This window comes from Salinibacterium sp. TMP30, from assembly GCF_038397785.1.
Lineage (GTDB): Bacteria > Actinomycetota > Actinomycetes > Actinomycetales > Microbacteriaceae > Rhodoglobus.
Genome location: NZ_CP151642.1, coordinates 195,801 through 221,229, shown reverse-complemented (window position 1 = coordinate 221,229; position 25,429 = coordinate 195,801). Strand labels below are relative to the sequence as shown.

The following is a 25,429-nucleotide window of genomic DNA, read 5'->3' as shown; positions in this document are numbered from 1 at the left end:
TCAGCCACCTGACAGGTTTTGCGCGCGATAGTGGACTATTGGCCTCGCCCTCGAAAGGTGTCTCATGAACTCTGCGCCCACATCCACCAATCACAGCAACGACGAGACCGTCGCACTTGACCGTGCCCACGTGTTTCATTCCTGGTCGGCGCAGGGCGCATTGAAGCCCATGGTGCTTGAGGGCGGTCTCGGCAGTACCGTATGGGATAACGACGGCAACGAATATCTCGACTTCTCCAGCCAACTCGTCAACGTCAACATCGGGCACCAGCACCCTGCTGTGATTGCCGGCATCAAAGCTCAGGCCGACCTCATGGCCACTGTCGCACCGGCGCACGCGATCCACATTCGTGGTGAAGCGGCCCGCAAGATCACCGCCCACACCCCCGACGGCATGAACCGGGTGTTCTTCACCAATGGTGGGGCGGATGCCAATGAGAACGCGATCCGCATGGCTCGCCTTCACACCGGCCGCGACAAGATCATTTCGCGCTACCGGTCGTACCACGGCAACACCGGTTCGGCGATCGTGGCCACCGGTGACTGGCGTCGGATCCCCAACGAGTATGCCCGTGCCCACGTGCACGTTTTCGGGCCATACCAGTACCGTTCCGAGTTCTGGGCTGACTCCCCCGAACAAGAATCAGAGCGCGCGCTGCACCACCTCGAGCGCACCATCCAAGCTGAGGGTTCTGCATCGATCGCGGCGATCCTGCTGGAGACCATTCCCGGAACCGCTGGTGTGCTGATGCCACCGCCCGGCTATATGGCTGGGGTGCGTGCCCTCGCTGACAAGTACGGCATCCTTGTGATCTTGGATGAAGTGATGGCGGGCTTCGGTCGCACCGGTGACTGGTTCGCGTTCGATGCTTTCGACATCAAGCCTGACCTCATCACCTTCGCCAAGGGTGTGAACTCTGGGTACATTCCTGTCGGCGGTGTCGTGATCTCCGATGAGATTGCTGCGACGTTCGACGAACGCGTCTTCCCTGGTGGACTCACCTACTCTGGCCACCCCATCGCTGCAGCCTCCATTGTTGCCTCCATCACTGCGATGGAAGACGAGGGCATCATCGAGAACGCTGCCATGATCGGCCGCGACCACATTGGCCCCGGCCTTGCCGCCCTCGCCGAAAAGCACGCGTGCATTGGTGAAGTTCGCGGCCGTGGAGTGTTCTGGGCAATGGAACTCGTTGCCGATCGCGCCACCCGCGAACCGCTCAGCGCAGCGCACATGGGCAAGCTGAAGGGTGCACTCGTCAAGCGTGGACTACTGCCCTTCATCGCCGACAACCGCATCCACGTGGTGCCGCCAGCCGTCGTGACTCCAGAAGAAGTCGCGCGGGCGCTCGCCATCTACGACGAAGCGTTTAGCGAGCTGTAAAAACGGGTTCCGTCTCGGCCGAGTTTCTGTTTTCTCCTCGGGCCCAACAGGGCTCGACTACGCCGAACGCCCAGCCAAGAACATGGTGAGCGCCAGCGCGGCACCATCGTTGACGTCACTCTCGGTGACCTGATTGGCGACGGCAAGCACATCATCCGGAGCCTGCCCCATCGCAACACCGCGACCACGCAGGGCTGCCCACTCGAGCATGTCAATATCGTTGCGGCCATCACCCATCGCTAACACGCGAGTGCGCGAGATTCCGAGCCGTGAACGCACATTTTCGAGCGCCGTTGACTTGTTGACGCCATCGGGCGCAATGTCGAGCCAGGCGGTCCAGCCCACGTTGTAGCTGACCTGATGGAGACCCATCTTCGCGACGACGGAAAGGAAATCCTCGACATGATGTTCCGGTGAAATCACGACAACACGGGTGGCCTGCACCTTGACGAGCTCATCAAAGGAAACATCTTCGCTGACCGCACCGAGTGCACCGTCCGGAAACTTTCCACTAACAAAGAACTTGCCGGTCTGATCTTCGACCGCATAGTTTGCCGTACTCAAATGGCTCCGGATGCTCGTCAACACCTCTTTAGGGTTGAACATCTCCACAAACTCGCGGCGGTAGCCACCCTCGCCCATCGCATCACGCTTGAGAGTAATTGCGCCGTTGGAGCAGACGACATACTCAGGCTTGAGGCCCAACTTGCGGAGAATGGGCAAAGTCATGGCAACCGAACGACCGGTGGCCAACATCACTTCGTGGCCGGCATCCCGAACCTTCGCGACAGCCGCAATAACGACGTCGTTCATCTCACCCGACTCCAACAGCACGGTGCCATCAATGTCGAGTGCGACCAGCCAGCGGTCATCCTGTGCTGCAGTTGTCACGCGATTGGCTCCAATATTTCGAGTCCGCCAAGGTAGGGGCGCAGAGCTTGTGGCACTACGACTGACCCGTCAGGCTGTTGGTGAGTTTCAAGAATCGCGACCAACCAGCGAGTTGTCGCAAGGGTTCCGTTGAGGGTCGCGACCGGTGCCGTCTTACCCGTTTCAGTGCGGTAGCGGATGTCGAGCCTGCGCGCCTGATACGTCGTGCAGTTGGAGGTCGACGTGAGTTCGCGGTAGGTGCCCTGGGTGGGAACCCACGCCTCAATGTCGTATTTGCGAGCAGCACTCGAACCGAGGTCACCACCGGCAACATCAATCACGCGGTAGCTGAGCTCGCACGCCTGCAACATCGACTCCTGGAAGGCGAGAAGACGTTCGTGCTCTTCTTGCGCATTCTCAGGCAGCACATAGCTAAACATTTCAAGCTTGTTGAACTGGTGCACACGCAAGATGCCACGGTTGTCTTTTCCTGCAGAACCTGCTTCTCGGCGGTAGCACGTCGACCAGCCGGCATAGCGCAGCGGGCCCTTCGACAGGTCGATTATTTCGTCGGAATGGTACCCGGCGAGCGCGACCTCGCTGGTGCCGGTGAGGTAGAGGTCGTCGGCGGGCAGGTAGTAGATCTCGTCGGAATGTTCTCCGAGGAACCCGGTGCCGGCCATGATTTCGGGCCGCACGAGGGTGGGGGTGATGAGAGGGATGTAGTCGCCGGCGATCGCACGATCGAGGGCCATGTTCATGAGGCCCAGCTCGAGGCGCGCACCAACACCCTTAAGGAAATAGAAGCGGCTGCCCGATACTTTCACCCCGCGCGGAATGTCGATGGCTCCGAGGATTTCGCCAAGGTCGGCGTGGTCACGCGGTTCAAAGTCGAACGCGACGGGAGTGCCGACTTCACGAACGAGCTTCCAGTCATCCTCGCCACCGGTTGGCACACCGTCTACGGTGATGTTGCCGAGGGCACCAACGATGCGGGTGAATTCGGTCTCAGCTTCAGTCGACACCAACTGGGCGGCCTTCACTCGGGCGGCAAGCTTCTGCGCCTCAGCAACGAGGGCTTTCTTCTCCTCGGAAGGCGCCTGAGCCACCTTCTTGCCGAAGCTGTTCTGCTCAGCCCGGAGAGCCTCAAATTCGCCGATGCAGGAACGGCGGTTCTGGTCGGCAGCAACAGCGTCGTCGACCAACTGAACGGAGGCGCCGCGAGCACGTTGCGATTGGCGCACAGCATCAGGATTATCTCGAAGGATTTGGGGGTCAATCACTACTACAGCCTACCGATTCATGGCGTAGCGTTTATCTGTGCCCAACCTTCGAACTTCACAGCCCAAAGCTGCGGTTGTTTACAACCCCATAAAGGTCGACCTGGGGAAATTGAAAAAGATTGTGAACGCCGCCGCAAAGGCAGCAGACTGGGCAACGCCAATCTGGTTCTCGACCACCGAAAAAGACCCGGGCCAGTCAGCGACCGGCAGTGCAATCCGACGCGGCGCAACCATAGTGCTCGCGGCGGGCGGCGATGGCACAGTGCGGGCGGTGGCCGAAGCCCTGCGCGGAAGCGGTGTGGCCATGGCCGTCGTCTCGGCCGGCACCGGCAACCTGCTGGCGCGTAATCTCGATCTGCCTACCGCCAACATCCGTGACAGCGTCGACATTGCATTTACCGGCCAAGACCGCACGATTGACCTCGGAATCGTAGAAATTGTGCGCGACAATGACGAGCGTGAAGAGCACGCATTCTTGGTGATGGCCGGGCTCGGGCTCGACGCCAAAATGATTAAAAACACCAGCTCGCAACTCAAGAAGGCAGTGGGCTGGCTCGCCTACATCGACGGCATCGCTCGTTCGATCCCCGAACTGCAACCGGTGCGGCTGCGCTACAGCGTGGATGGTGCCCCCAACCGGTCCCTCACCGCGCACACCGTAATCATCGGCAACTGCGGGGCACTGCCCGGCGGCCTGCTGCTGATGCCCGACGCAAAACCCGACGACGGCATCCTCAACATGGCTGCGCTTGTGCCGCGTGGCCGCTTCGGTTGGCTGAATATTTGGAACAAGATCGCGTGGGAAAACGGTGTGTTGCGCAAGAGCGTGATCGGCCGCCGAATCATTGACCTCTCGCAAGACGTGCGCGATGTGCGCTATGCGACCGGCAGTGATCTCAACATGATTGTCGAAAACCCGGAAGAGTTTCAGCTCGACGGTGACGAATTTGGTCTCGTCAAATCAGTGCACGCCTGGGCCGACCCCGGTGCGCTTAAAGTGCGGGTGCCGAAGGCTCGTCGGTAGCCACCGAAGGTTCGCCTGTAGCTGCCAAAGGTTCGTTGGTCGTTATCGCGCGCAACCAGTCGCGCGCCTCGACAAACACGCCGTTTCCATAGCGCGGCGTCACCGTTGTCGCGAGTTTGTCTGCGCGCGGGTAACTGCCCAAGAAGATCACGTTGGGGCTGAAACGCTTGAGGCCAAGCAGAGCATCGGCAACGCGCTCATCAACGATGTGGCCCTCAAGATCAATGACAAAACGGTAGCGGCCTAAAGAATCGCCAATCGGCCGTGACTCGATCAGGCTCATGTTCACCCCGCGAGTGGCGAACTGTTCAAGCATCTCCAACAGTCGACCCGGCGCATCGTCGGGCAGTTCAACAATGATGCTTGTCTTGTCGGCCCCGGTAGGCTCGGGCAGCTCAGTGCGGGAGCTCACGAGAACGAAGCGGGTGACCGCGTTCTGATTGTTGCCAATCTCCGTTGCCACAACATCAAGGTCGTAGTGCTCGGTGATGCCGGGCGGGGCCACCGCGGCATCCGCCTGCTCGCTCTCAAGGAGAGTTGCTGCAGCAGCGACGTTCGAGCTCGCAGGCACGTGGCCGTGACTCGGCAGGTTAGCGTCAAGCCACCGGCGCGTTTGCGCGTACGCCACCGGATGCGCGTTCACAGTCTTAACGTCGGCGAGCGCCATTCCCGGCCGCGTCACAAGCACGAAGTTCACCGGCACCAGGTATTCGCCAATGATGCGCAGGTGGGGAACATTTGTGAGCGCATCCTGTGTTGCACTCACCCCACCCTCGATCGAATTCTCAATCGCGATCATCGCGGCAATACTGCGACCGCTCGTCACATCGTCAAGAGCTTCGCCAACATTGTTGACACTCTTCCAGTGCGCCCCAACCGCGGCGGGAACCTGCTTCAGCGCAGCCTCCGTAAACGTTCCGGCGGGCCCCAAGTAGCTGTAGCTCACCGGGTGGAGGCTTGGCGTCGAAGTCATGTCACGAGTTTAGGGTGCCTGCGACTACCCGTAGGTCGGTGCGGCAGGTAGCCCAAAGAACTCTTCGAGGGTTTGGATGCCCGTGCTGTGCAATTCGGCAGCGAGCTCCTTGCCCACAAACCGCATATGCCACGGCTCATACTCGTAACCGGTTATGTCGGTTTTGCCGAGCGGATAGCGCACCGTGAAACCATACTTCCAGCCGTTCGCCGCCAACCACTGCCCCTGAGGGGTGTCCCCGAAGCACTGATCAAGGGTGCAATTCGCCGGCAACGCGCTCACATCAATCGAGAGGCCCGTCTGGTGCTCGCTGTGGCCAGGACGCGCACTCGTGAGATCCGCTGCCTCCTGCCCGAGACTCGACACCCACCCCGCATACACGCTCTCTTGAGACCAGTAGCTGCGATAGGAACTCTGGGACTGCATTTGCAACCCCGTTTCGGCGTTAAACGCCGCAAACATTTCGACAACGGCGGCAGCGGCATCCGGAGTCAGGTAGGGCTCGTAGACGTATGGCACATCAACAAACACGAGGGTGGGTTCGTAATCGATGGGGTTGAGGGGGCGCAGCTTGTCGGCAACAACCCAGAGGCTGCTCGCGTCATCGTTCGAGAACTTCGCTTTGTCGAACGTGGGGGTGGGCGTCGGCGTTGGCGTGGGTGTCGGCGTAGGCGTAGGCGTCGCACTCGGCGAGGGGCTTGCGGTGGCGACCGGAGCGGGCGCTGGAGTGAGCGCGATAAAGCTCACCACGGCAGCAATCGCCACTACTGCCACTATCGCACTAGCGATGATGAGCACTCGGCGGCTCGATCCGCTAGAAACGGGGGGATGAGGATCAGACACGCTTCGATACTATTCGCATGATGCGACGCACTGGCAGCCAACCGTCGCACGTTGACACCGAGAGTAGGCTTGAACCATGGCCAGCGAAGTAATCCACGATCCCACAATGAACCGCTATGAGTTGCTTGTTGATGGTGTTCAAGCGGGCATTGCCGACTACCAGCTCCGTGACGACACGATCATCTTCGTGCACACCGAGGTTGACCCCAAGTTCCGGGGCCAGGGCCGTGGTGGCGAACTCGCCCGGGGCGCGCTCAACCTGTTGCGTGCCGAAAGCGAAGCCCGGGTTGTCCCCCAGTGCGAGTTCATCGAGCGCTTCATCACTGACAACCCCGAATACCGCGACCTCCTCAGCCGCTAAACGCTGGTTGCCCCTAGCGTCGAGGCACGACCACCGGATGCCCGGCAACGTCGTGCAGGTCGACCGGTAGGCCATACACGCGTTCTACCCGCTCGACCGTGAGTACCTGGCTCGGTGTACCAATTGCGTCAAGCTTGCCGTGTGCGATGAGGGCGAGCCGGTCGGAGTACGCTCCGGCCAAACTGAGGTCGTGAAGCACCACGACGACTGCTCTGTCTTCTGCCGCCATAGCTTTCGCAACCCTCATCACATCCTCTTGATGGCGCAGATCAAGGGCGGCGGTGGGCTCATCAAGGAACACAACGGGGGTGTGCTGGGCGAGCACGCGCGCCAGCGAGACTCGCGCTTTTTCGCCACCGGACAGCGTTGTGTAGCGACGCGCACCCAGATGGGCAACATCCGTGGCTGCGAGGGCCGCGTTCACGACGGCCACATCATCGCGACTCTCCGCAGAGCGCGCCCACGGACTGCGCCCCATGGCAACAACTTCCGAGACTCGGAAGGGAAAACTCACGCTGTTCTCCTGCGTGAGCACGGCCCGCAGCCTGGCGAGTTCAGCATGGCGGATGCCGCCAACATCCCGACCATCAATAGTCACGGTGCCGCTGTCTGGCACGCGGTCACCGCTCAAGACCGAGAGCAGTGTCGACTTTCCGGCACCGTTGGGCCCGACGAGCGCAAGAACTTCGCCGCGCTGCACGTCGAGGCTCACCCCGTCGAGGATGGCGCGGGAGTCGAGTCGAACGCCGACGTTGCGTGCACGGATCATGCCCAGCCTCCGCTGCGTTTGCGTTGACGGAACAGGAGGTAGAAGAAGAAGGGGCCACCTACAAGAGAGGTGAGCAGACCGATCGGCAGGTCACCGCCCGGCACTACTGAACGGGCAAGCAGATCAGAGAGCACAAGCAGCACGCCGCCGCCGCCGGCGCTGGCGACAATCAGTTGCCGATGGGCTGGGCCAATGGCCATCCGAACGGCATGCGGAACAACGAGACCGACAAACGCGATGATTCCCACGAAAGCCACCGCGACCCCTGTGAGCAGGGCGACGATCACGATCGAGACGATACGGAGGCGCTCTACATTGACGCCAAGGTGACGGGCGTTACGCTCCCCCAGCGAAAGCAGATCAAACGGCCGGGCAAGCACGACGGCGGCGACGATGCCGATGGCCGTCACTAGAGCGACGATGAGCACTTCGCTCCACCGTGACCCATTGAGCGACCCCAACTGCCAGAACACAATCTGTTCGCGGCTGCCGGAGTCGGCAACAAACAACAAGAATGCCAGACCAGCACCGGCGAAGGCGTTGACCGCAATTCCTGTCAGCAACAGAGTCACGACCTCGGTGCGCCCGTTAGCGCGGGAAACAAAGTACACGAGCAGGGTCGCGAGCAGACCGCCAACAAAGGCGAAGACCGCAATGGCCCCATCACCAAGCGCGGCGACGCCGATAACGATGGCAACCGCTGCACCAAACGCGGCACCGGATGACACCCCAACGACACCAGGTTCGGCCAGCGGGTTCCCAAAAATGGCTTGCATCACGGCACCGGCAACGGCGAGTGCAGCGCCCACCATCAGGGCCATCGCTATGCGGGGAAAGCGCACAACCCACAGCGTGGATTCCACGATCGAGTCCGTCGGGGCCCACCCGTTGGGGATGCCGATTGCCCGCAGTAGCGAGCCGCCGACCTCTGCCGGGCTCACTGGCAGTTGCCCGAGCACGGCCGATGCCACAATGCCGCCCAGCAGGAGTGCGGCAAGGGTGAGCGTGAGGGTGAGGCCGCGAAGGGTGTGGTTCACGGAACGCGCTGCAACCACTCTTCGGTGCCGAATTTTTCGGCGACGAGCTCTTCAGCGCGAGCGAGTTCGTCGCTCGTGATTTCGCTCTCGGTGAGGCCGTAGAGCCTATGGAAAGTGGCGACCATGCGGTCCAAGATTTCGGAGCGATCCATTCCGGTCTGGCGGCGCAAAGGATCAACGCGTTTCGCTGCCGACTTGGTTCCCTTGTCGCTCATCTTTTCGCGACCGATGCGCAACACCTGCACCATCTTTTCGCCATCCATGTCGTAGCTCATGGTCACATGGTGCAGCACAGCACCAGCACCGAGTCGCTTCTGGGCGGCTCCACCGATCTTGCCGGTGGGGCTTGTGATGTCATTGAGCGGCTGATAGCTCGCGTCGATGCCGAGCGACTTCAGCGCAATAATGACCCACTCATCGAGGAAGGCATACGAGTCAGCAAATGTCATGCCGTGGACAAGCTCGACGGGGGCATAAATCGAATACGTGATGACCGTGCCGGCCTCCATGAACATGGCGCCGCCGCCCGAAATGCGACGCACAACATCAAAGCCAAACTTTGTGGCATTTTCGAGGTCGACTTCGTTGCTCAGCGACTGAAAACTGCCGATGACGACGGCGGGCTTCTCCCACTCCCAAATGCGCAAAGTTGGCTTGCGGCGGCCGGAAGCAACCTCTTCGGCCAGCACCTGATCCATCGCCATTTGCACGCGCGGCTCCAGCTGCGGGCCCGTCACAATCTGCCAGTCATAGTCTTTCCAGGTCGTGGCACGCTGCAGGGCACGACGGATGGCCGTGGCGACAGATTCCGCAGAAAAGCCGAGCATTACGGTGCCTTCGGGCAGCGCCTGCTGAATCGCGGTCGTGATGGTCTTGGCGTCTGAGTTAGCGGGGAGACCATTGATGGCGGAATCGATGGCACCAAGCGCCTCATCCGGCTCAAGAAAGAAGTCGCCAGCGAGCCGGAAATCGGTGATCGTGTCGTCAACAACGTCGAGATCAACCACTACGAGTTTTCCGCCGGGCACTTTGAATTCGCCGTGCATCACTCACCCCTGTCTAGTTGTGCTGAATCAAGCCTAATGTGCAGCATCCGCCGATGGTATTGACCAGTCGAGCCCAGGAACCCACTCGCCATGCCCGTGCTCGATCATTCGGTTGCGCAACCGCACAAACGCCTCATCGAGTGCTGCAGTTCCCGGAGTGCGGTTGATGCCGGTGTGACTGTATTCGTACACCGTCCATGATGGCCACACGTGCAGGTGCGCGTGCGGCACCCGGTAGCCCTCAAACATCAGGCCAACCCGGTCTGCGCTCCATTCTGCGCGCTGGGCCAACCCGATGAGACGCCCCACACGAAAAATGTGCAGTGCAAGTTCTTCGTCGAGGTCGCTCCACCGATCAACCTCGATGCGCGGAATCACGAGCACATGGCCCGGCTTGCGCGGCTCGATAGTGAGAATGGCGAAGACCCGGTCATCCGCCCACACAAAGCGACCAGGCGAGCGACCGTTCAGAATCTCGGTGAAAATCGACACCATTATTTATGCGGCGTTGCTGTGTGCGGTGCAGGCTTGAGGCGCACATCGAGCCACATGATCAGGTCAGTAATCACTTCGTCTTTGTTGGTCTCGTTGAAAATCTCGTGACGGGCACCCGGGTAGACGATTGCTTCAATGTCGGTGAGTTTGGACCGCGTGGCATAGTCGGCTGCGAGCCATTCAATGCTCGATTCTCCGCCGAGCGAATCCTCTTCGCCGATCAGGATCAGCAGCGGGATGTCACGCTTGATGTGTTTGGTGGGACGGCCGAGCAGGCGCATGCCATCGATAGGGCCTAACAGCTTGAGGGCATCGGCGTAGAAGGTGAGCGGGTCGTTGACGAAGTCTTCTGCGACTTGGGGGTCACGGCTCAGCCACTCATAGCCGGTCGTTCCGAGGTTCTTGTGCTTGGCGTTGAGGTCGCCGCTGTTCATGTGGGCAAACGTGCGATGGGCTGTGCCGGTGAGGATCGCCGCTTCGTATTCGTCGGCGTGCTTGTTGAGCACGTCTTGCACCATGAGCGAGCCCCACGAGTGGCCGAGCAGAGCTACAGGAAGGTCGGGATGTTCGGCGCGAATAATGCTGCTGAGTTCGCGGATGTTCTCGGTTGCGGCTCGCAGTCCGCCCTTGCCGAGCTTGCCCAGTTTGCTGGCATCGCCGTCGTTCTGTTCGAGACCTGTTGCGCCGTGGCCACGGTGGTCGTCGGCGTAAACGGTGTAGCCGGCCGCGACGAGGGCCTGTGCGACGTGCTCATAGCGGCGAGCGTGATCGCCGAGTCCGTGCGTGAGCTGGAGTACCGCGTGAGCTTTGGGCGACTCCCAGACGTAATAGTAAATCTTCACTCCCTGGGCATCCGTGTAGGAGTGGTCAGTTCGTGGCACCGTGAACTTGGGCATTGGGCCTCCTTGCTGCTTCCATAGTACGGCGGTGGGGCACGCTTTTTAGTTAGCCAAACTAATTTGCTAGACTAATGAAAGTGCCAGACAAACACGACGACGAACTCAGAATCGCACTCATGCGAATCGCTCGCCGCATCCGCCAACAGCGCCACGATGACACCCTTAGCGATAGCCAACTCTCGGTGCTCTACGTTCTCACTCATCACGGCGGCAGTACCCTCGCCGCCCTCGCCGAACACGAGCACGTCACCCCACCCTCAATGAATCGAACCGTTAACTGCCTGAGCGACGAAGGACTCATCACGCGCTCGAGCTCGCCCAATGACGGCCGCAAAGTGCTCATCGAAGCGACGGATGCCGGTTCTGAGCTCGTGAACAAAACCCGGCAGCGTCGAGCAGAGTGGTTTGCCGCTGAACTCTCCACGCTCGACCCCAGCGAGCAAGATGCCCTCCTAGCCGCGATCCCTGTACTGATGAAGCTGGCCAATTCGTGAACGCAATGTTTCGTTCACTGCGCATCTTCAACTACCGGCTCTGGACTATCGGCGCGATCATCTCCAACACCGGTGCGTGGATGCAGCGCACCGCCCAAGACTGGATCGTACTTACCGAACTAACCGACCACGATGCGGCAGCTCTCGGGTTCACCATGGCGCTGCAATTCGGCCCACTGCTCATTCTCATGCCCGTCGCGGGGATCATCGCCGATCGTTTTGACCGGCGCATCGTTCTGCTGTGGACCCAGTTCAGCCAGTTCGTGCTCGCACTTGGCCTGGGCATTCTCGTAATCTCGGGCTACGCGCAGCTCTGGCACGTCTACGTTTTCGCTCTCCTGCTCGGAATTGCGACCGCGATCGATGCGCCAGCGCGACAGGCGTTCGTCTCTGAACTCGTCAGCGACAAAGATCTTCCCAACGCGGTCGCGCTCAACTCGATGTCGTTTCAGAGTGCCCGACTCATCGGCCCGGCAATCGCCGGGGTTCTCGTGGCCCTGATCGGCTCGGGTCCGGTGTTTCTCGTCAATGCGGCATCCTTCGCTGGAGTGCTCGCCTCCCTCTGGTTCATTCGACGTTCTCAACTCTTTCCCGTTGCCAAACTGGGGCGAGCGAAGGGTCAGATTCGGGATGGGCTGCGCTACGTTCGCAACCGGCCAGACATCCTGATCGTGCTCGTGATGGTGTTTCTCGTCGGAACCTTCGGGTTCAACTTCCCCGTCTTCATCTCAACGATGGCAACGGCTGAATTCGGCAAAGGCGCCGCCGAATTCGGGCTGCTCTCCTCGATGATGGCCGTCGGCGCGATCGTCGGCTCGCTGCTTGCGGCTCGACGTGAGCGTGCGCGGATCGGTGTCGTCGTGATCGGTTCCGCCTTCTTCGGGATGGCGTGCCTCCTCGCCGCCCTCGCCCCCAGCTATTGGACCTTTGGCGCCGCCCTCACGATCGTCGGCGTGTCTTCGCTCACCATGATGACGACCGCCAACGCCTACGTGCAGACCTCGACAACACCGATCATGCGCGGTCGCGTCATGGCGCTCTATCTGGCAATCTTCGCTGGCGGTACCCCTATTGGCGCACCCATCGTCGGCTGGGCAGCTAACGAACTCGGTGCGCGCTGGGCCCTGGGCATCGGAGCGCTGTCCGGCGTGCTTGCCGCAGCGATCGCGATCACGTGGCTCGTTTACAGTCGCGGGATGCGCATCGGTCGGGTACCAGAACGTCGCTTCCGTTTGCGGTTGAGGTTCCCACCCGAGCCAACGCCCGATGAAGAGCGCGAACTCGCAACCCAAGAGATCGCGATTGTGGAAAGCACCACCCGGCGCATTAGCTAAGCCTCGCGTGTAATCTCCACACTCACGAACAGCTTGGAGCCGAACGGCCCAGCGTAGACACCACGCAGCGGCGGAACGTCGTTATAGTCGCGACCGCGACCAACCAAAACGTGCCGGTCACCAATGTCGATCAGGTTCGTCGGGTCGTACCCGCGCCAGTGCCCACCGCAAAACCATTCGATCCACGCATGGGACTCGCCGACAACGGTTTCGCCAATCGCGGCATCCGGCTTCGGGTGCAAATATCCGGAAACGTATCGTGCCGGGATGCCTGCCGAGCGCAGGGCACCCAGCGCCAGATGTGCGATGTCCTGACAGACTCCCTTGCCACCAGCCCACGCTTCTGCGGCAGTGGAGTGCACCCCAGTAACGCCACTCATGTACTCAATGGCGTTACCAATGGCTATCGAAATCTGAAGTGCACTCTCGCAGGCATCATCCGACTTCGAAGCGATATCTTTCGCAAGCGCGACAACCTCCGCCGGGGGCTCAGTTCGGCGGGTCTGGCTCAAATTCTCTACCGCCTGCATCGACAACTCTGCCGCCGCTGTGAGATCCGCCCAACTCATGCACTCCGATTCGTGCTCACGCTCGTGCACCTCAACCAAGCTTGTCGCCGTCAGCGAAAGCTCCTTGTGCCCGGTAAGAACCTCAAATGAGGCGACTCGCGAACCCCAATAGTCGACGTAGTTGCTCTGACTCGAGAGCGGCAAAATCTCCAGATTCGAAAACAGCACAAGCTGACCCTCGACGCTGGCCGGCAGCATCCGAGCCTCGTTATAGGAGGCTGTGACGTCTCCACCGTAGCTAAAGCCGGTGGCATGCTTGATTCTCAAGCGCTTCATGAAATCTCTCCTACCCACTCGGGGGCGGCATTTGTGGGGAAGTAACGGTGGCGCACCGCTTCGGATGCCGCACTCGTCGCTGCCTGAACGCGATCCATGTGCAGCGGCAAATCATCCAGAATTTCAGCAATGGGCCGGTATTCGAGTTCACTTCGAATCTTGCCCAGCAGTCGTTGCGCGTCATCGGCAACACCCACACGGTTCATGCGGCGGGGCTCAAGCTCGCGGATCGAATCCTCTGCCCGAGACACCGAGAACAGAATGCTGCGTGGGAACAGACGGTCAAGCAGCAAAAATTCTGCGGCGTTGCTGGCGCTCGGCATACCACGGTAGGTGCGGAGGTACGGCTCGTAGGCGCCACAGGACCGCAAGATCGTGGTCCACGATGGGCCACTCGCTTCAGTGAGGCTGCGAGTAGCCAGAAGGCGCGCAGTCATATCTGCACGCTCAAGACTGCGACCGAGCGTAAAGAACTGCCACGCCTCATCGCGACTTGTCGCCGACTCGATGATGCCAACGGCAAGAGCGCTGCGCTCGCGAACCCAAGCAAAAAAGTCGGCAACTTTGTCTCCAGAAATGCGACGGGGCATCCTGGCCAGTGTGGTGTTGAGGCACTCCCACAGTTCGGTAGAGACAATCTCACGAGCACGGCGAGCGTTCTCGCGGGCAGCGCCGATCGAGTAGCCGATCGAGGCTGGTTCGGTGCGGTCAACCGCGAGAATCGAGAGCACGTCGCTGCGGGTAAGCACAGCATCTTTTGGCGCTTCGCTTCCCATCACACTCAAGAGTGCGCGGCAGGCGTCGTCTTCTTCGATCCACGGGTCTTCCAGCAACAACTGCAGGTGCACGTCGAGGATGCGTGCGGTTCCGTCAGCGCGCTCAATGTAGCGCCCGATCCAGAACAGCGATTCTGCGATGCGGCTCAGCATGATTGCCCTCCCTCGATGTCGACACTCTGCTGTTGCTGTTCTTCTTGACGTTGTCGCTGACTGAGCGCCCGAGTGCTGTCGTGGTCTTCAGCGTGATCTTCGTGCGCGCTCGCTTCAAGCAACATCTCGGGAGTGATGACGGTAATTGCTTCCGTTTCAGACTGATACTCAACAAGGTTTTGCACCCGAGCCGATGTCGGCGGAGATTCCTCGCGGCCCACAACCCAGGTGTCTTTCGAGCCACCACCCTGGGAACTGTTGACGACAAGTTGGCCCTCTGGCAACGCGACACGGGTGAGCCCACCGGGCAATACCCACACGTCGCTGCCGTCGTTGACAGCGAACGGGCGAAGGTCGGCGTGACGTGGACGCATGCCGTCATCGACCACCGTCGGAATTGTTGACAGTTGAACGACGGGCTGCGCGATCCAGCCACGCGGGTCTTTGCGCAACTGTTCCTTCAGCGTTGCCAATTCGTCCTTGGATGCCGCAGGCCCGATAACGAGACCCTTACCGCCGGAACCGTCGACCGGTTTCACGACCAGCTCATCCAGTCGGTCGAGCACTTCTTCGAGGGATCCCGGGTCTTCAAGTCTCCACGTTTGCACGTTAGGGAGAATCGCCTTCTCGCCGAGGTAGTACTCGGTGAGATCGGGCAGGTAGGTGTACACGAGTTTGTCGTCGGCGACACCGTTTCCGACGGCATTGGCGATCGTCACGTTTCCGAGTCGTGCGGCAAGCATCATGCCGGGGCTGCCCAGCATGGAATCGGCACGGAACTGCAGCGGGTCAAGGAATTCGTCGTCAACGCGGCGGTAGATCACGTCAACGCGGGTGGGGCCAGCGGTGGTGCGCATCCACACGCGGCCACCGGAACAGAACAGGTCTCGGCCTTCAACAAGCTCAACGCCCATGAGGCGGGCAAGCAGTGTGTGCTCGAAGTATGCAGAGTTGTAGACACCCGGTGTGAGAACAACCACGGTGGGGTCCTCGATGCCGCTCGGCGAGCTTGCCCGCAGCGCCTGCAGGAGTTTATGCGGGTAGTCACCAACGGGGCGAACGCGCATCGAGACAAACAGTTCGGGCAGCGTTTGAGCCATCACGCGACGGTTTGAGATCACATAGCTCACACCGCTTGGCACGCGAACGTTGTCTTCGAGCACCCGCCACGCGCCGACCTCGTCACGAATCAGGTCAATGCCGCTGACCTGAATCCGAACACCATTTGCCGGCTCGATTCCGGCAGCCTGACGATGGAAGTGGCTGGATGAGGTGATCATCCGTGCAGGGATTACACCATCTCTGATAGCGGTTTGCGGCCCATAAATGTCGGCAAGAAAAGCTTCGAGCGCGCGCACTCGCTGCTTGACTCCACTCTCAACCTGTTTCCATTCGGAGAGATCGATAACGCGCGGTACCGGGTCTAGAGGGAACGGCCGCTCTTCGCCCGCAAAGTCGAAGGTGACGCCCTGAGCGAGGTAGCTATCTGCCAGCGCTTCGGTGCGCCCACGCAACTCTTCTTGAGTCATCTGAGCGAGAGCGTCGTGGATCTCCCGATAGGGGCGACGTATCTCGCTATCAGCAGAGAACATCTCATCCCACGCCGCTGGTCCGGTGCGTTTGGAGGCGCTTGATGTGTATCCGTCAAACAAATCTGCCATTCCCAGAGCCTATGCCGCTCAGGCAATTTGTGCATGACAGTGGGTCGATTACGGCAGATCGCCGCACACAATTTACAGTTAAATAATGCCTAACACCCTCCCCACAATTCTTGTTCTCCCCGGCGGAGGGTACTCGCGACTCGCACCCCACGAAGGCAAGCCGGTTGCTGACTGGTTGCGTGCTCTCGGGTGGAATTCTCGCGTCGTGGAATACCCCGTCGCCGCGAAACATCCGACTCCTTTGCTGGCAATTCAGTCTGAAATTGCGAAAGAGCGTGCCGCTGGCGCCCCAATCGTGGGTGTTTTGGGCTTTTCTGCCGGCGGTCACTTGGCCGGCCACGCCGCAGTTGCGCCGATTGCAACACCCGAAGAACGCCCCGATTTTGTGGTGCTGGGATACCCCGTTGTCAGCATGACCAGCCCCACCCACGCAGGGTCGCGCGAGAATTTGATCGGTTTGGATGCCAACGCTTTCCTCCGTGAAGACACGTCGCTTGAGCTGTTGGTCAGCCCTGCCACGCCGCCGATGTTCATCTGGCACACCGCGGCTGATGAAGCGGTCCCTGTTGGCGAGCACTCGTACCCCCTCGCCGCGGCCCTGGCGGCGGCCGGAGTGCGTCACGAACTGCACGTGTTTGCTGACGGCGAGCACGGCCTGGGTCTTGCTGAAGGAACTGCCGCCGAGGCATGGCAGTCGCTGTGCGAGATCTGGTTGAGCTCGCTGCGCTAGCGTCGAAGGCTGAACGCTTCTGCTTTGCCGGTCGGACCGGAGACCAAGATGGTGTCATCGGCCGAGATCACAGTCTTTTCGTCAGTGTAGGTCCAGGTTCCGCCATGCGGGCGAACGGCAGTGATGGTTACCCCGGCAGTGGATCGCACCTTGGACTCGCCAAGCGTGTGACCGACGATCCCTGCGGGCGGTGCCATCTTCACGAGCGAGAAGCCATCGCCGATTTCAAGGTAGTCCTGCATTGATCCCCGCACGAGGTGGGCAACGCGGCGGCCCATCTCCTTTTCGGGGTAGATCACATGGCTCACCCCGAGCTGTTCCAGAATCGTGCCGTGCGCATCACTGACGGCCTTCGCCCACACGTGCGCCACGTTGAACCGCAAGAGCAAGGAGGTGGTGAGGATGCTCGCCTGAATGTCACTGCCGATCGCCACCACTACGCGGTCAAACTCGGGCACCGCCAACTGCTGCAGCACCTCCTCGCGGGTGGAATCTGCCGACACGACGTGGGTGAGCTGACCGTTGAGTTCTTGCACGATCGATTCATCGACGTCGATACCGAGCACCTCGGTGCCGTTGGCCATGAGTTCCAGCGCGAGAGCGCGACCGAAACGGCCAAGACCGATTACCGCAACCGAATCTGCGGCAGCCACGCTTGAGGCATCCGAGCCGGAGAACATACGCAACTTAACCAATGATCGGCCTTTCTTTAGGAAGTTCATACATGACAGCGCGCTCACGCAGCGCAAGCGCGGTAGCAAAACCGATAGGGCCAAGTCGGCCGACAAACATGAGTATCGCAAGAATCAGTTGTGCTGCGATCGGTAGTTCAGGCGTGATGCCTTCCGAGAGTCCGACGGTACCGAATGCCGATACCGTCTCAAACAGCACCGGGCTCAACGGCAACCCTGAAATCAGCATGATCGTGACAGTGGATGCCGCAACAACGCCAACAGACAGCAAGACGACGGCGATTGCTTGGCGGTGCACCGCACGCGACAGTCGCTTGCCGAAGACGTTCACAACGCCGTCACCGCGCACCTCTGCGACGAGGATAAAGAACAGCACCGCGAAGGTCGTGATCTTGATGCCACCGGCAGTGCCTGCTGGGCCACCACCGATGAACATGAGGGCGGTCATCCCGAACTGGGTTGCTTCGCTCATCGCACCGATGTCGATGCTGTTGAAGCCGGCGGTGCGGGTCTGCACTGATTGGAAGAAGCCGGCGAGGATCTTGGTTTGCCAGTCCAGGGGGCCAAGGGTTGCGGGGTTGTTCCACTCGATGAGGGTGATGTAGACGGCGCCGGCAATCAGCAGCAGTGGGGTTGCGGCCACCACGATGCGGGTATTCATGCTCCATTTGAGGCGTTTGTTGCGGTAGCGCAGCAGTTGCACAATAACGGGGAAGCCGAGGCCACCCAGGATGATTTCTGCACACAGAGTGAGCGAAACCACCGGGTCATCGACGAACGACATCATGTTGTCGCTAAAGAGCGCAAAGCCTGCGTTGTTGAATGACGACACGGCGTGAAAGACCGCCAGCCACGCAGCTTCGCCGACGCCCTTGCCATAGTGAAACACAAACCAGAGGAAAAGGATGAGCGCACCAGCCCCCTCGATAACGAGGGAGATCTTGAGCACTCCAAGAATGAGCGAACGAACATCACCGAAGCCGACGTTCTTCGTTTCCGCGGCGGCTGTGATGCGAGAGCGCAGCGAAAGACGGCGCACAACAGCGATTCCGATAATTGACGCGAAGGTCATCACACCGAAACCACCCACCTGGATGAGCACCATGATCACGACTTGGCCGAAGCCGGTCCAATAGGTGGGAGTGTCGACGATGATGTGCCCGGTCACGCACATCGCCGAAACCGCGGTGAAGAACGCCTCAACCGGACTGGCGGCACCGGGACCGGTGCGTGACATGGGCAACGCGAGGAGGGTTGTTCCTGCCGCGATACCGATCAAAAACCCGAGAAGGGTGAGTTGTGCCGGATGAACCAGCTTTCTCTTAGTACCCGTCCCGCGGAGGATATTGTGCACCGGGATACGATACGCCTGTTTTAGGGCACGCATGACACCAACTGCGGAAGCAGAGTCGCTCCCCGTGACAAGGGCAGAGCCATCGTCGAGGGCGCATTCATCTGCGGGAACGATCGTTCGATAAAGTTGTGCCCAACCACACCAGAATTCTGGAGAACTCGTTGTGCCACATGCCCCGAAGAATCCGCCGCTGACAGCAGCTGCAGACGATCGGCGCCCGACTCGCCGGCCGTGGTATTTTCCCAGTTGGCGGCGCCGCATCCGCCCCCGACTCCCGATGAACAGCGACATCGAGGTAGCCCGCACCGTTGTCGGCATGCCCGTCATGATTCGTATCCGACCCCGTCATCTCGCACTCGCCGCGCTCGGCGGTGGACTGGGGGCCACAGTACGGATGCGCGTGGTGCGGCTGCCGTCTGGTGGGGCATCTTCACTTCGAAGAATTGGTACCGAATTTTGCGCCAACACGAACGGTTGGCCGCAGCGCACATCCTGCCCGAAGAGCTAGGGCTGTACGCCGGAGTCGGAATGGTCGGCGGGTTCACCGCATTCAGCACGACCAGCTTTCAAACGCTGCGGCTGTTGCACGAGCATCGAATCTGGCTGGCTATCGCGAACTCGTTCGGGATGCTCGCGTTGGCAGTCATTATGGCCGCGTGTGGACTGTGGCTCGGCAGGTCTCTGTGACGCGGGGGGATTTTTCGACGCTGAGGGAACATCCGTTAGTTGTGCCCACACGAGAGACAATTTTGTAGGAAGCCTGCATAAAACTCGGGGCTAGCCATTGCACCTTCGACTATTCGTGAACGAGAGATACCATGGCGCGCATGAGCACATATCAGCCGCCTGTCAAAGACATCGCCTTTCTCCTCGAGCACGTAGTGGGATACCCGGAGATTGCTGCGCTGCCCGGTTTCGAACACGCCGATCTCGACACGGTCGTGGGAATCTTGGAAGAGTGCGGCAATTTCATGTCCAAGGTCGTTGCCCCAACGAACCGTGCTGGCGACATCGAGGGAGCTCAGTGGCAACCGGATGGTTCCGTTGTCACCCCGACCGGGTTCAAGGCGGCGTACCAGCAGTACGTGGAAGCCGGCTGGGGTTCGGTGCCGTTGCCAGAGGAGTTCGGTGGTGGTGGGTTCCCCCGCACCGTCGGTTTGATCATCCAAGAGATGATGATGTCGTCGAACTTGGGCTTCTCTCTCTGCCCGCTACTCACTCAGGGTGCTATCGAAGCGCTGCTCCACTATGGCGACGACGAGCTCAAGCAGCGCTACCTGCCGAAGATGGTCACTGGCGAGTGGGCCGGCACTATGAACCTCACGGAGCCGCAGGCCGGTTCGGATGTCGGTGCACTAACCACCCGTGCCATCCCCCAAGACGACGGCACCTACGCTATCTCTGGCCAGAAGATCTACATCACGTTCGGTGATCACGACCTCTCTGAGCAAATCGTGCACCTGGTTCTCGCACGAACCCCGGGTGCTCCGGCAGGGACCCGCGGCATCTCGTGCTTCATCGTGCCGAAATTCCTCGTTAATGACGACGGATCGCTCGGCGAACGTAACCCGGTGCACACGGTGTCGATCGAGCACAAGATGGGCATCCACGGTGCTCCCACCTGCGTGCTGTCCTACGAAGACGCCACCGGTTACCTGATCGGCGAAGAAAACCTGGGCATGCGCATCATGTTCGTCATGATGAACAGCGCTCGGTTGTCGGTGGGCACGCAGGGTCTCGCCGTGGCAGAACTCGCCTACCAGCAGTCACTCACCTACGCCAAAGAGCGCCGTCAGGGCCGGGCAATTGGAGCCACTGAGGATTCCGCCATCATCGACTTCCCCGATGTGCGCCGCATGCTGATGACCCAGAAAGCATCCATCGCTGCCCTTCGCTCCCTGATGCTGCTGAACGCCAGCTACGTCGATCACAGCATGAATGAACCGGATGCCGCGGTACGTAAGCGTGCGGATGAGATCGTGGGCCTGCTCACCCCGATCTGCAAATCATTTGGCACCGACCTCGGCAATGAACTTACGTCTCTCGCCCTGCAAATCCATGGTGGCATGGGATACATCGAAGAGACCGGCATGTCTCAACATGTGCGTGATGTGCGGATCGCAGCCATCTACGAGGGCACCAATGGCATCCAGGCGGCCGACCTTGTCGGCCGAAAGCTGGGGGTGCGCGATGGTGCATCGGTGATGGAGTTTCTCGCCAGCATGCGCGAGATCGATGCGCAACTGGCGGACGCCGGAGACAAGTTCGCCTCTATTCGGGCAGAACTCACCACTCAGTTTGACGCTCTTGAGAAGTCAACGATGTGGATGCTACGTACCGGCCGCGCTGACCCGAACGCCGTTCTCGCAGGCTCTACCCCCTACCTGCGCATGTGGGGACTGTGCACCGGGGCCTGGCTGCTCGCCCGCGCAGCGCTTGCCGCACAAACGATTGATGACGCCGAGGTAGCGGAAACCCAGCTCGTGCTCGCCCGCTTCTTCGCCGAACAAATACTGCCCCAGTGCTCCGGGCTGCTCGGCTCAGCGACCGCCGGAGCCGACGACCTGTTCGCGTTAGACAACGCCACGCTCTGATCGATTCGAGTGTGCAAATAACTAGGAGGAACCCAAGCGTGTTCGAAGGAGTAGTTTCATGAGAATCGTCGTGCTGGTGAAACAGGTGCCCGATACCGCTGATGTGCGAAAACTTGATCTGGAAACGGGGTGGCTCGACCGCGATGCGGGTGAGCCAATCGTTGATGAGATCAACGAACGTGCTCTTGAGGTGGCACTACGCTACAAGGACGACCACAAAGATACCGAGGTTGTCGTGCTCAGTATGGGCCCCGAGAATGCGATCAAGTCGATCCGTAAAGCCCTAGCCATGGGGGCAGATTCCGGCGTGCACGTTGTCGATGATTCTCTGGCGGGCGCGGATGCTCTGCTCACCTCCCTCACAATTGCCCGTGCCCTTGAGCGCACCAAGTTTGATCTCGTCATCGCTGGTAACGAGTCCACCGACGGCAACGGTGGCATCATTCCGGCGATGCTTGCCGAACGGCTCGGTGTGCCGCTGCTGGGATTCTTGGCGAACGTCGAGATCACGGAGACCAACATCTCCGGCGAGCGTCAGGGAAACGACGGCACCGTAAATGTGCACGCCGCGCTTCCCGCGATCATGACCGTGACCGAGCGTTTCGACTACGCCCGATTCCCCAACTTCAAGGGCATCATGACGGCGAAGCGAAAGCCGGTCGAAACGGTGACGCGCGCCGATCTGAGGCTAGACGCCGCCGAGACATCCGGTTTCGATCGCACAGAGGTCCTCTCAACGGCGGAGCGCCCGGAGCGTGCGGCCGGCACCAAGATCGAAGATGACGGCACTGCCGCCGCAGCCCTGGTCGAGTTTCTGGCCACCAACCGATTGATCTAGGAGAACACCCGTGTCTCACATTCTGGTACTCGCAGAGATTTCCCCCCACGGCCACGTGGCTGACTCCGCGCGCGGGCTACTGGCATTGGCTGCTCGGCTCGGCGACCCCGTCGCGGTCGTAGCCACCCGCGAGCCCTTGGCGGATGACGTGATTGCCCGGCTCGGTGCTCTCGGTGCGGCCCAGGTCTACCAGGCGCAGTCCGAGCACGCCGACAGTGCCCTAGTCGCGCCTCAGGTGGAGGCGCTTGCCGCGGCTCTCACGGCGCTCAACCCAGTCGCCGTTCTTCTCTCTCATTCCTTCGATGGGCGCGAGGCCGCAGCGCGGTTGGCGGTGCGCACCGGTAGTGCTGTGCTGGTCGATGCCGTGAACGTGCGAGCCGAAGCTGGTCGGATCATTGCGAGCGGTTCCGTCTTTGGCGGAAACTATCTCGTCGACTCGGCAACCACCGGGATGCCGGTGATCACCGTACGCCCGGGCGCGATCGACGAAAGCGCCCCTGCGGTATCCGCCCAGGTCACGTCCGAGACGGTCACTGTTGACGCAACAAAGGCCGGTGTTGTCGATTCCTATAACGAGGCATCCGAGGTTTCCGAACGACCAGAACTGCTCGGCGCCAAGAAGGTCGTCTCGGGCGGCCGCGGCTTCGGGTCTAAAGAGAACTTCGCCATGGTCGAGGAGTTGGCGGATGCCCTCGGTGCTGCCGTCGGTGCATCCCGAGCCGCCGTCGATGCCGGCTACTCGCCCCAGACCACCCAAGTAGGGCAGACCGGTGTCAGCGTCTCCCCCGACCTGTATATCGCTTTGGGCATCTCGGGTGCCATCCAGCACCGCGCCGGTATGCAGACGGCGAAGACCATTGTGGCAGTGAACAAGGATGCGGACGCACCGATCTTCGATGTGGCCGACTTCGGCATCGTTGGCGACGTGTTCACCGTCGTGCCGCAGCTGGTCGATGCCATCAAGTCGCGCTCAGCATAATGGCGGCCTCATCTCAGACCACGACGGCGCGAAGCCCCTGGCTCAAGTTGGTCTGGCTCGTGCCGCTGATCGTCGTGTTACTACTGGTGGTCGTATTGTTCGCCCGGTGGCTGACGGGGCTCGCCGGTATTCAGCAGTTCATGACCGACTATCCGGGAAAGCAGCCCTTGCCCGAGTCCGCGCCGGTGGGTTTCCCGGCCTGGCTTGGTTGGCAGCACTTCCTGAACATCTTCTTTCTGCTGCTGATCGTGAAGAGCAGCTGGCAAGTGCGCACCAACACCAGGCCCAGCACATACTGGACGAGGAACAACACCGGTCTGCTTCGCACGAAGCGTAGTCCGAAGAGGATCAGTCTCGATCTGTGGTTGCACCTCAGCGTCGATGCTCTCTGGGTTCTGAACGGCATCCTCTTCATCGTTCTGCTGTTCGCGAGCGGTCAGTGGATGCGCATCGTTCCGACCAGTTGGGACGTGATCCCGAACGCCCTCTCGGCAGCCCTGCAATACGTGTCGCTGAACTGGCCGGTTGAGTCGGGGTGGGTCAACTACAACGCGCTGCAGCTGCTTGCGTACTTTGTCACCGTCTTCATTGCGGCACCGCTCGCGATCATCACGGGACTGCGCATGAGCGCAGCCTGGCCCGCAGACGCGACCAGGCTGAACAAGGCGTACCCGATCGAGTGGGCGCGGGCGGTGCACTTCCCCGTCATGCTCTATTTCGTCGCATTCACCATCGTGCACGTCGCGCTGGTGCTGGCCACTGGGGCGCTGAAGAACCTCAACCATATGTATGCAGCTAACGACGAGCTGAACTGGGTGGGTTTCTGGATCTTCGCCGCCTCCTTGGTGGTCCTGGCTGCGGCCTGGCTGCTCGCCCGGCCGCTATTCCTCAGGCCGATCGCAGCCCTCACGGGCAAAGTGGGTCGCTGAACCGCTGTTCTAACTCGTGAGGGGCTCCACAACGAAAACGGGAATCTGGCGCTCTGTCTTAGCTTGGTAATCCGCGTAGTCGGGGAAGGCGGCAACAGAGCGCTCCCACCAGAGCGCCTTCTCATCTCCGGTGACTTCGCGGGCGATAAAGTCACCCTTGAAGCCCACATCATGCAATTCAACGTGCGGGTGAGCCACGATGTTGAAATACCAGACCGGATGCTTCGGCGCACCGCCCAGCGACGCTACAACGGCATAGTTGCCGTCGTGTTCCACTCGCATGAGGGCGGTCTTGCGCAGCTTGCCCGATTTGGCACCGACCGTGGTCAACACAATCACGGGCATCCCGCGCATGAGGTTGCCTTCGTGGCCGTTGCTGGCTTCGAAAGTGTCGGCCTGATTGCGGGCCCACTCTGAGGTGCTGGGTTCGTATTCTCCGGTAAGTGGCATGGGTTAAGGCTACCCCTGTTGCTCTGAGTGCTTGAGTGGGGTCGGAGAATGCTGCCACTGCTAGGTAGTTTTTACTCACGCGCTGACTAGAGTGCGAGCGCTTTACTGGGCTCATGATCACATCGCAGCGCACCCTGAGAAGCACAATTACCCTAGTCATTGCCGCCGGCATTACCGTGTCGCTGTCCGGTTGCTTCAGCAACCCACTCGAGAATCTGGCGAACGGTCTCATCGAGGGCACCGTGGAGAATGTCATCGAAGGCTCGACCGGCGTCGACGTCGATGTCAGTCCCGACGGCACGGGAGGGTCACTACCTGATTCGTGGCCGGCGGAAGTGCCCGTGCCGGATGGCGCCATCGTCTTCTCCCTAGCGGTTGGGGGAAGTTACAGTGCCACGATCACCGTCGGCAGCCCCGACAATGCTCAGGCCGGATACGAAAAGCTTCTTGCTAGCGGCTATGAGATGACCTCTGAGATATCCCTCGGCGAAGGCGCCTACGCTTACGGACTTCAAAGTGACGGCTGGGTAGTCCAGTACAGCTGGGGTGAAGACGATGAGGGCACAGCGACCGTAAACATCTCCGCTGGCCCGACTGGCGAGTAAAACGTGCCTCA

Annotated in this window: 27 protein-coding genes; 12 read left to right on the top strand and 15 right to left on the bottom strand. The window is 60.6% G+C overall.

Annotation, left to right across the window (positions count from 1 at the left end; all coding sequences use genetic code 11):
- Positions 1-64 precede the first annotated feature (64 nt).
- Complete coding sequence (locus AADH44_RS01035) at positions 65-1,384, top strand: aspartate aminotransferase family protein (protein ID WP_341953551.1); 1,320 nt, start codon at positions 65-67, stop codon at positions 1,382-1,384.
- Positions 1,385-1,441: 57 nt separating this feature from the next.
- On the opposite strand, the gene AADH44_RS01030 is transcribed toward AADH44_RS01035, so the two are convergent.
- A complete protein-coding gene (locus AADH44_RS01030) occupies positions 1,442-2,275 on the bottom strand; it encodes an HAD-IIB family hydrolase (protein ID WP_341953550.1) in 834 nt (277 codons plus the stop codon).
- A complete protein-coding gene (gene serS, locus AADH44_RS01025) occupies positions 2,272-3,537 on the bottom strand; it encodes a serine--tRNA ligase (protein ID WP_341953548.1) in 1,266 nt (421 codons plus the stop codon). Before serS ends, AADH44_RS01030 begins: the two co-directional genes overlap by 4 nt.
- A gap of 37 nt (positions 3,538-3,574) precedes the next feature.
- On the opposite strand from serS, the gene AADH44_RS01020 reads away from it, so the two are divergent.
- Entirely contained in the window at positions 3,575-4,561 is a 987-nt protein-coding gene (locus tag AADH44_RS01020; RefSeq protein WP_341953546.1) for a diacylglycerol kinase family protein, read from the top strand.
- On the opposite strand, the gene pheA is transcribed toward AADH44_RS01020, so the two are convergent.
- Positions 4,530-5,534 carry a prephenate dehydratase gene (gene pheA / locus AADH44_RS01015; protein ID WP_341953544.1) on the bottom strand — a complete coding sequence of 335 codons (1,005 nt, stop codon included), beginning with the start codon at positions 5,532-5,534 and terminating at the stop codon, positions 4,530-4,532. The two genes, AADH44_RS01020 and pheA, sit on opposite strands and share 32 nt — an antisense overlap.
- Positions 5,535-5,558: 24 nt before the next feature.
- Positions 5,559-6,377 carry a M15 family metallopeptidase gene (locus AADH44_RS01010; RefSeq protein ID WP_341953542.1) on the bottom strand — a complete coding sequence of 273 codons (819 nt, stop codon included), beginning with the start codon at positions 6,375-6,377 and terminating at the stop codon, positions 5,559-5,561.
- A 76-nt stretch (positions 6,378-6,453) separates the two neighbouring features.
- On the opposite strand from AADH44_RS01010, the gene AADH44_RS01005 reads away from it, so the two are divergent.
- Complete coding sequence (locus AADH44_RS01005) at positions 6,454-6,738, top strand: GNAT family N-acetyltransferase (RefSeq protein ID WP_341953540.1); 285 nt, start codon at positions 6,454-6,456, stop codon at positions 6,736-6,738.
- A 13-nt stretch (positions 6,739-6,751) separates the two neighbouring features.
- On the opposite strand, the gene AADH44_RS01000 is transcribed toward AADH44_RS01005, so the two are convergent.
- The 5 genes from AADH44_RS01000 to AADH44_RS00980 are packed head-to-tail and all read right to left on the bottom strand — an operon-like array spanning position 6,752 to position 10,981.
- Positions 6,752-7,507, bottom strand: coding sequence for a heme ABC transporter ATP-binding protein (locus AADH44_RS01000; RefSeq protein ID WP_341953538.1), 756 nt, complete (start codon positions 7,505-7,507; stop codon positions 6,752-6,754).
- Positions 7,504-8,562 (bottom strand): iron ABC transporter permease, encoded by a 1,059-nt coding sequence (locus tag AADH44_RS00995; protein ID WP_341953536.1) that lies wholly within the window; start codon positions 8,560-8,562, stop codon positions 7,504-7,506. Before AADH44_RS00995 ends, AADH44_RS01000 begins: the two co-directional genes overlap by 4 nt.
- On the bottom strand, positions 8,541-9,590 hold the full coding sequence (locus AADH44_RS00990; RefSeq protein ID WP_341953535.1) for a biotin/lipoate A/B protein ligase family protein: 1,050 nt from the start codon (positions 9,588-9,590) through the stop codon (positions 8,541-8,543). Before AADH44_RS00990 ends, AADH44_RS00995 begins: the two co-directional genes overlap by 22 nt.
- Before the next feature lie 33 nt (positions 9,591-9,623).
- Positions 9,624-10,085, bottom strand: a complete 462-nt coding sequence (locus AADH44_RS00985; RefSeq protein WP_341953533.1) for an HIT family protein — start codon at positions 10,083-10,085, stop codon at positions 9,624-9,626.
- Positions 10,085-10,981: an alpha/beta fold hydrolase gene (locus AADH44_RS00980; protein WP_341953532.1), complete on the bottom strand. Its 897-nt coding sequence runs from the start codon at positions 10,979-10,981 to the stop codon at positions 10,085-10,087. Before AADH44_RS00980 ends, AADH44_RS00985 begins: the two co-directional genes overlap by 1 nt.
- Before the next feature lie 80 nt (positions 10,982-11,061).
- Between AADH44_RS00980 and AADH44_RS00975 the strand changes: the two genes are divergently transcribed.
- Positions 11,062-11,478, top strand: a complete 417-nt coding sequence (locus AADH44_RS00975; RefSeq protein WP_341953530.1) for a MarR family transcriptional regulator — start codon at positions 11,062-11,064, stop codon at positions 11,476-11,478.
- Positions 11,475-12,812, top strand: a complete 1,338-nt coding sequence (locus tag AADH44_RS00970) for an MFS transporter (RefSeq protein WP_341953528.1) — start codon at positions 11,475-11,477, stop codon at positions 12,810-12,812. Before AADH44_RS00975 ends, AADH44_RS00970 begins: the two co-directional genes overlap by 4 nt.
- Here AADH44_RS00970 and AADH44_RS00965 read toward each other — a convergent pair.
- The 3 genes from AADH44_RS00965 to AADH44_RS00955 are packed head-to-tail and all read right to left on the bottom strand — an operon-like array spanning position 12,809 to position 16,247.
- A complete protein-coding gene (locus AADH44_RS00965; RefSeq protein WP_341953527.1) occupies positions 12,809-13,657 on the bottom strand; it encodes a transglutaminase family protein in 849 nt (282 codons plus the stop codon). The two genes, AADH44_RS00970 and AADH44_RS00965, sit on opposite strands and share 4 nt — an antisense overlap.
- Complete coding sequence (locus AADH44_RS00960) at positions 13,654-14,586, bottom strand: alpha-E domain-containing protein (RefSeq protein ID WP_341953525.1); 933 nt, start codon at positions 14,584-14,586, stop codon at positions 13,654-13,656. Before AADH44_RS00960 ends, AADH44_RS00965 begins: the two co-directional genes overlap by 4 nt.
- The gene (locus AADH44_RS00955) at positions 14,580-16,247 is read right to left on the bottom strand and encodes a circularly permuted type 2 ATP-grasp protein (protein WP_341953524.1); all 1,668 of its coding nucleotides are present in this window, start codon (positions 16,245-16,247) and stop codon (positions 14,580-14,582) included. Before AADH44_RS00955 ends, AADH44_RS00960 begins: the two co-directional genes overlap by 7 nt.
- Positions 16,248-16,332: 85 nt before the next feature.
- Between AADH44_RS00955 and AADH44_RS00950 the strand changes: the two genes are divergently transcribed.
- On the top strand, positions 16,333-16,977 hold the full coding sequence (locus tag AADH44_RS00950) for an alpha/beta hydrolase (protein ID WP_341953523.1): 645 nt from the start codon (positions 16,333-16,335) through the stop codon (positions 16,975-16,977).
- Here AADH44_RS00950 and AADH44_RS00945 read toward each other — a convergent pair.
- Both AADH44_RS00945 and AADH44_RS00940 read right to left on the bottom strand, forming a co-directional pair.
- A complete protein-coding gene (locus AADH44_RS00945; protein WP_341953522.1) occupies positions 16,974-17,672 on the bottom strand; it encodes a TrkA family potassium uptake protein in 699 nt (232 codons plus the stop codon). The genes AADH44_RS00950 and AADH44_RS00945 overlap by 4 nt on opposite strands.
- Positions 17,665-19,023, bottom strand: coding sequence for a potassium transporter TrkG (locus AADH44_RS00940; protein WP_341955022.1), 1,359 nt, complete (start codon positions 19,021-19,023; stop codon positions 17,665-17,667). Before AADH44_RS00940 ends, AADH44_RS00945 begins: the two co-directional genes overlap by 8 nt.
- Before the next feature lie 474 nt (positions 19,024-19,497).
- Between AADH44_RS00940 and AADH44_RS00935 the strand changes: the two genes are divergently transcribed.
- The 5 genes from AADH44_RS00935 to AADH44_RS00915 all read left to right on the top strand — a co-directional run bounded on the left by AADH44_RS00935 (position 19,498) and on the right by AADH44_RS00915 (position 24,363).
- Positions 19,498-19,710: a CrcB family protein gene (locus AADH44_RS00935; RefSeq protein ID WP_341953521.1), complete on the top strand. Its 213-nt coding sequence runs from the start codon at positions 19,498-19,500 to the stop codon at positions 19,708-19,710.
- Between the two features lie 140 nt (positions 19,711-19,850).
- Positions 19,851-21,617: an acyl-CoA dehydrogenase C-terminal domain-containing protein gene (locus AADH44_RS00930; protein ID WP_341953520.1), complete on the top strand. Its 1,767-nt coding sequence runs from the start codon at positions 19,851-19,853 to the stop codon at positions 21,615-21,617.
- A 58-nt stretch (positions 21,618-21,675) separates the two neighbouring features.
- Positions 21,676-22,455, top strand: coding sequence for an electron transfer flavoprotein subunit beta/FixA family protein (locus tag AADH44_RS00925; RefSeq protein WP_341953518.1), 780 nt, complete (start codon positions 21,676-21,678; stop codon positions 22,453-22,455).
- A 10-nt stretch (positions 22,456-22,465) separates the two neighbouring features.
- A complete protein-coding gene (locus AADH44_RS00920) occupies positions 22,466-23,434 on the top strand; it encodes an electron transfer flavoprotein subunit alpha/FixB family protein (protein WP_341953517.1) in 969 nt (322 codons plus the stop codon).
- Entirely contained in the window at positions 23,434-24,363 is a 930-nt protein-coding gene (locus AADH44_RS00915) for a hypothetical protein (RefSeq protein ID WP_341953516.1), read from the top strand. Before AADH44_RS00920 ends, AADH44_RS00915 begins: the two co-directional genes overlap by 1 nt.
- A gap of 9 nt (positions 24,364-24,372) precedes the next feature.
- On the opposite strand, the gene AADH44_RS00910 is transcribed toward AADH44_RS00915, so the two are convergent.
- A complete protein-coding gene (locus AADH44_RS00910; RefSeq protein WP_341953515.1) occupies positions 24,373-24,813 on the bottom strand; it encodes a nitroreductase family deazaflavin-dependent oxidoreductase in 441 nt (146 codons plus the stop codon).
- 113 nt (positions 24,814-24,926) lie between these two features.
- On the opposite strand from AADH44_RS00910, the gene AADH44_RS00905 reads away from it, so the two are divergent.
- Positions 24,927-25,418 carry a hypothetical protein gene (locus AADH44_RS00905; RefSeq protein WP_341953514.1) on the top strand — a complete coding sequence of 164 codons (492 nt, stop codon included), beginning with the start codon at positions 24,927-24,929 and terminating at the stop codon, positions 25,416-25,418.
- The last annotated feature ends 11 nt before the right edge of the window (positions 25,419-25,429 follow it).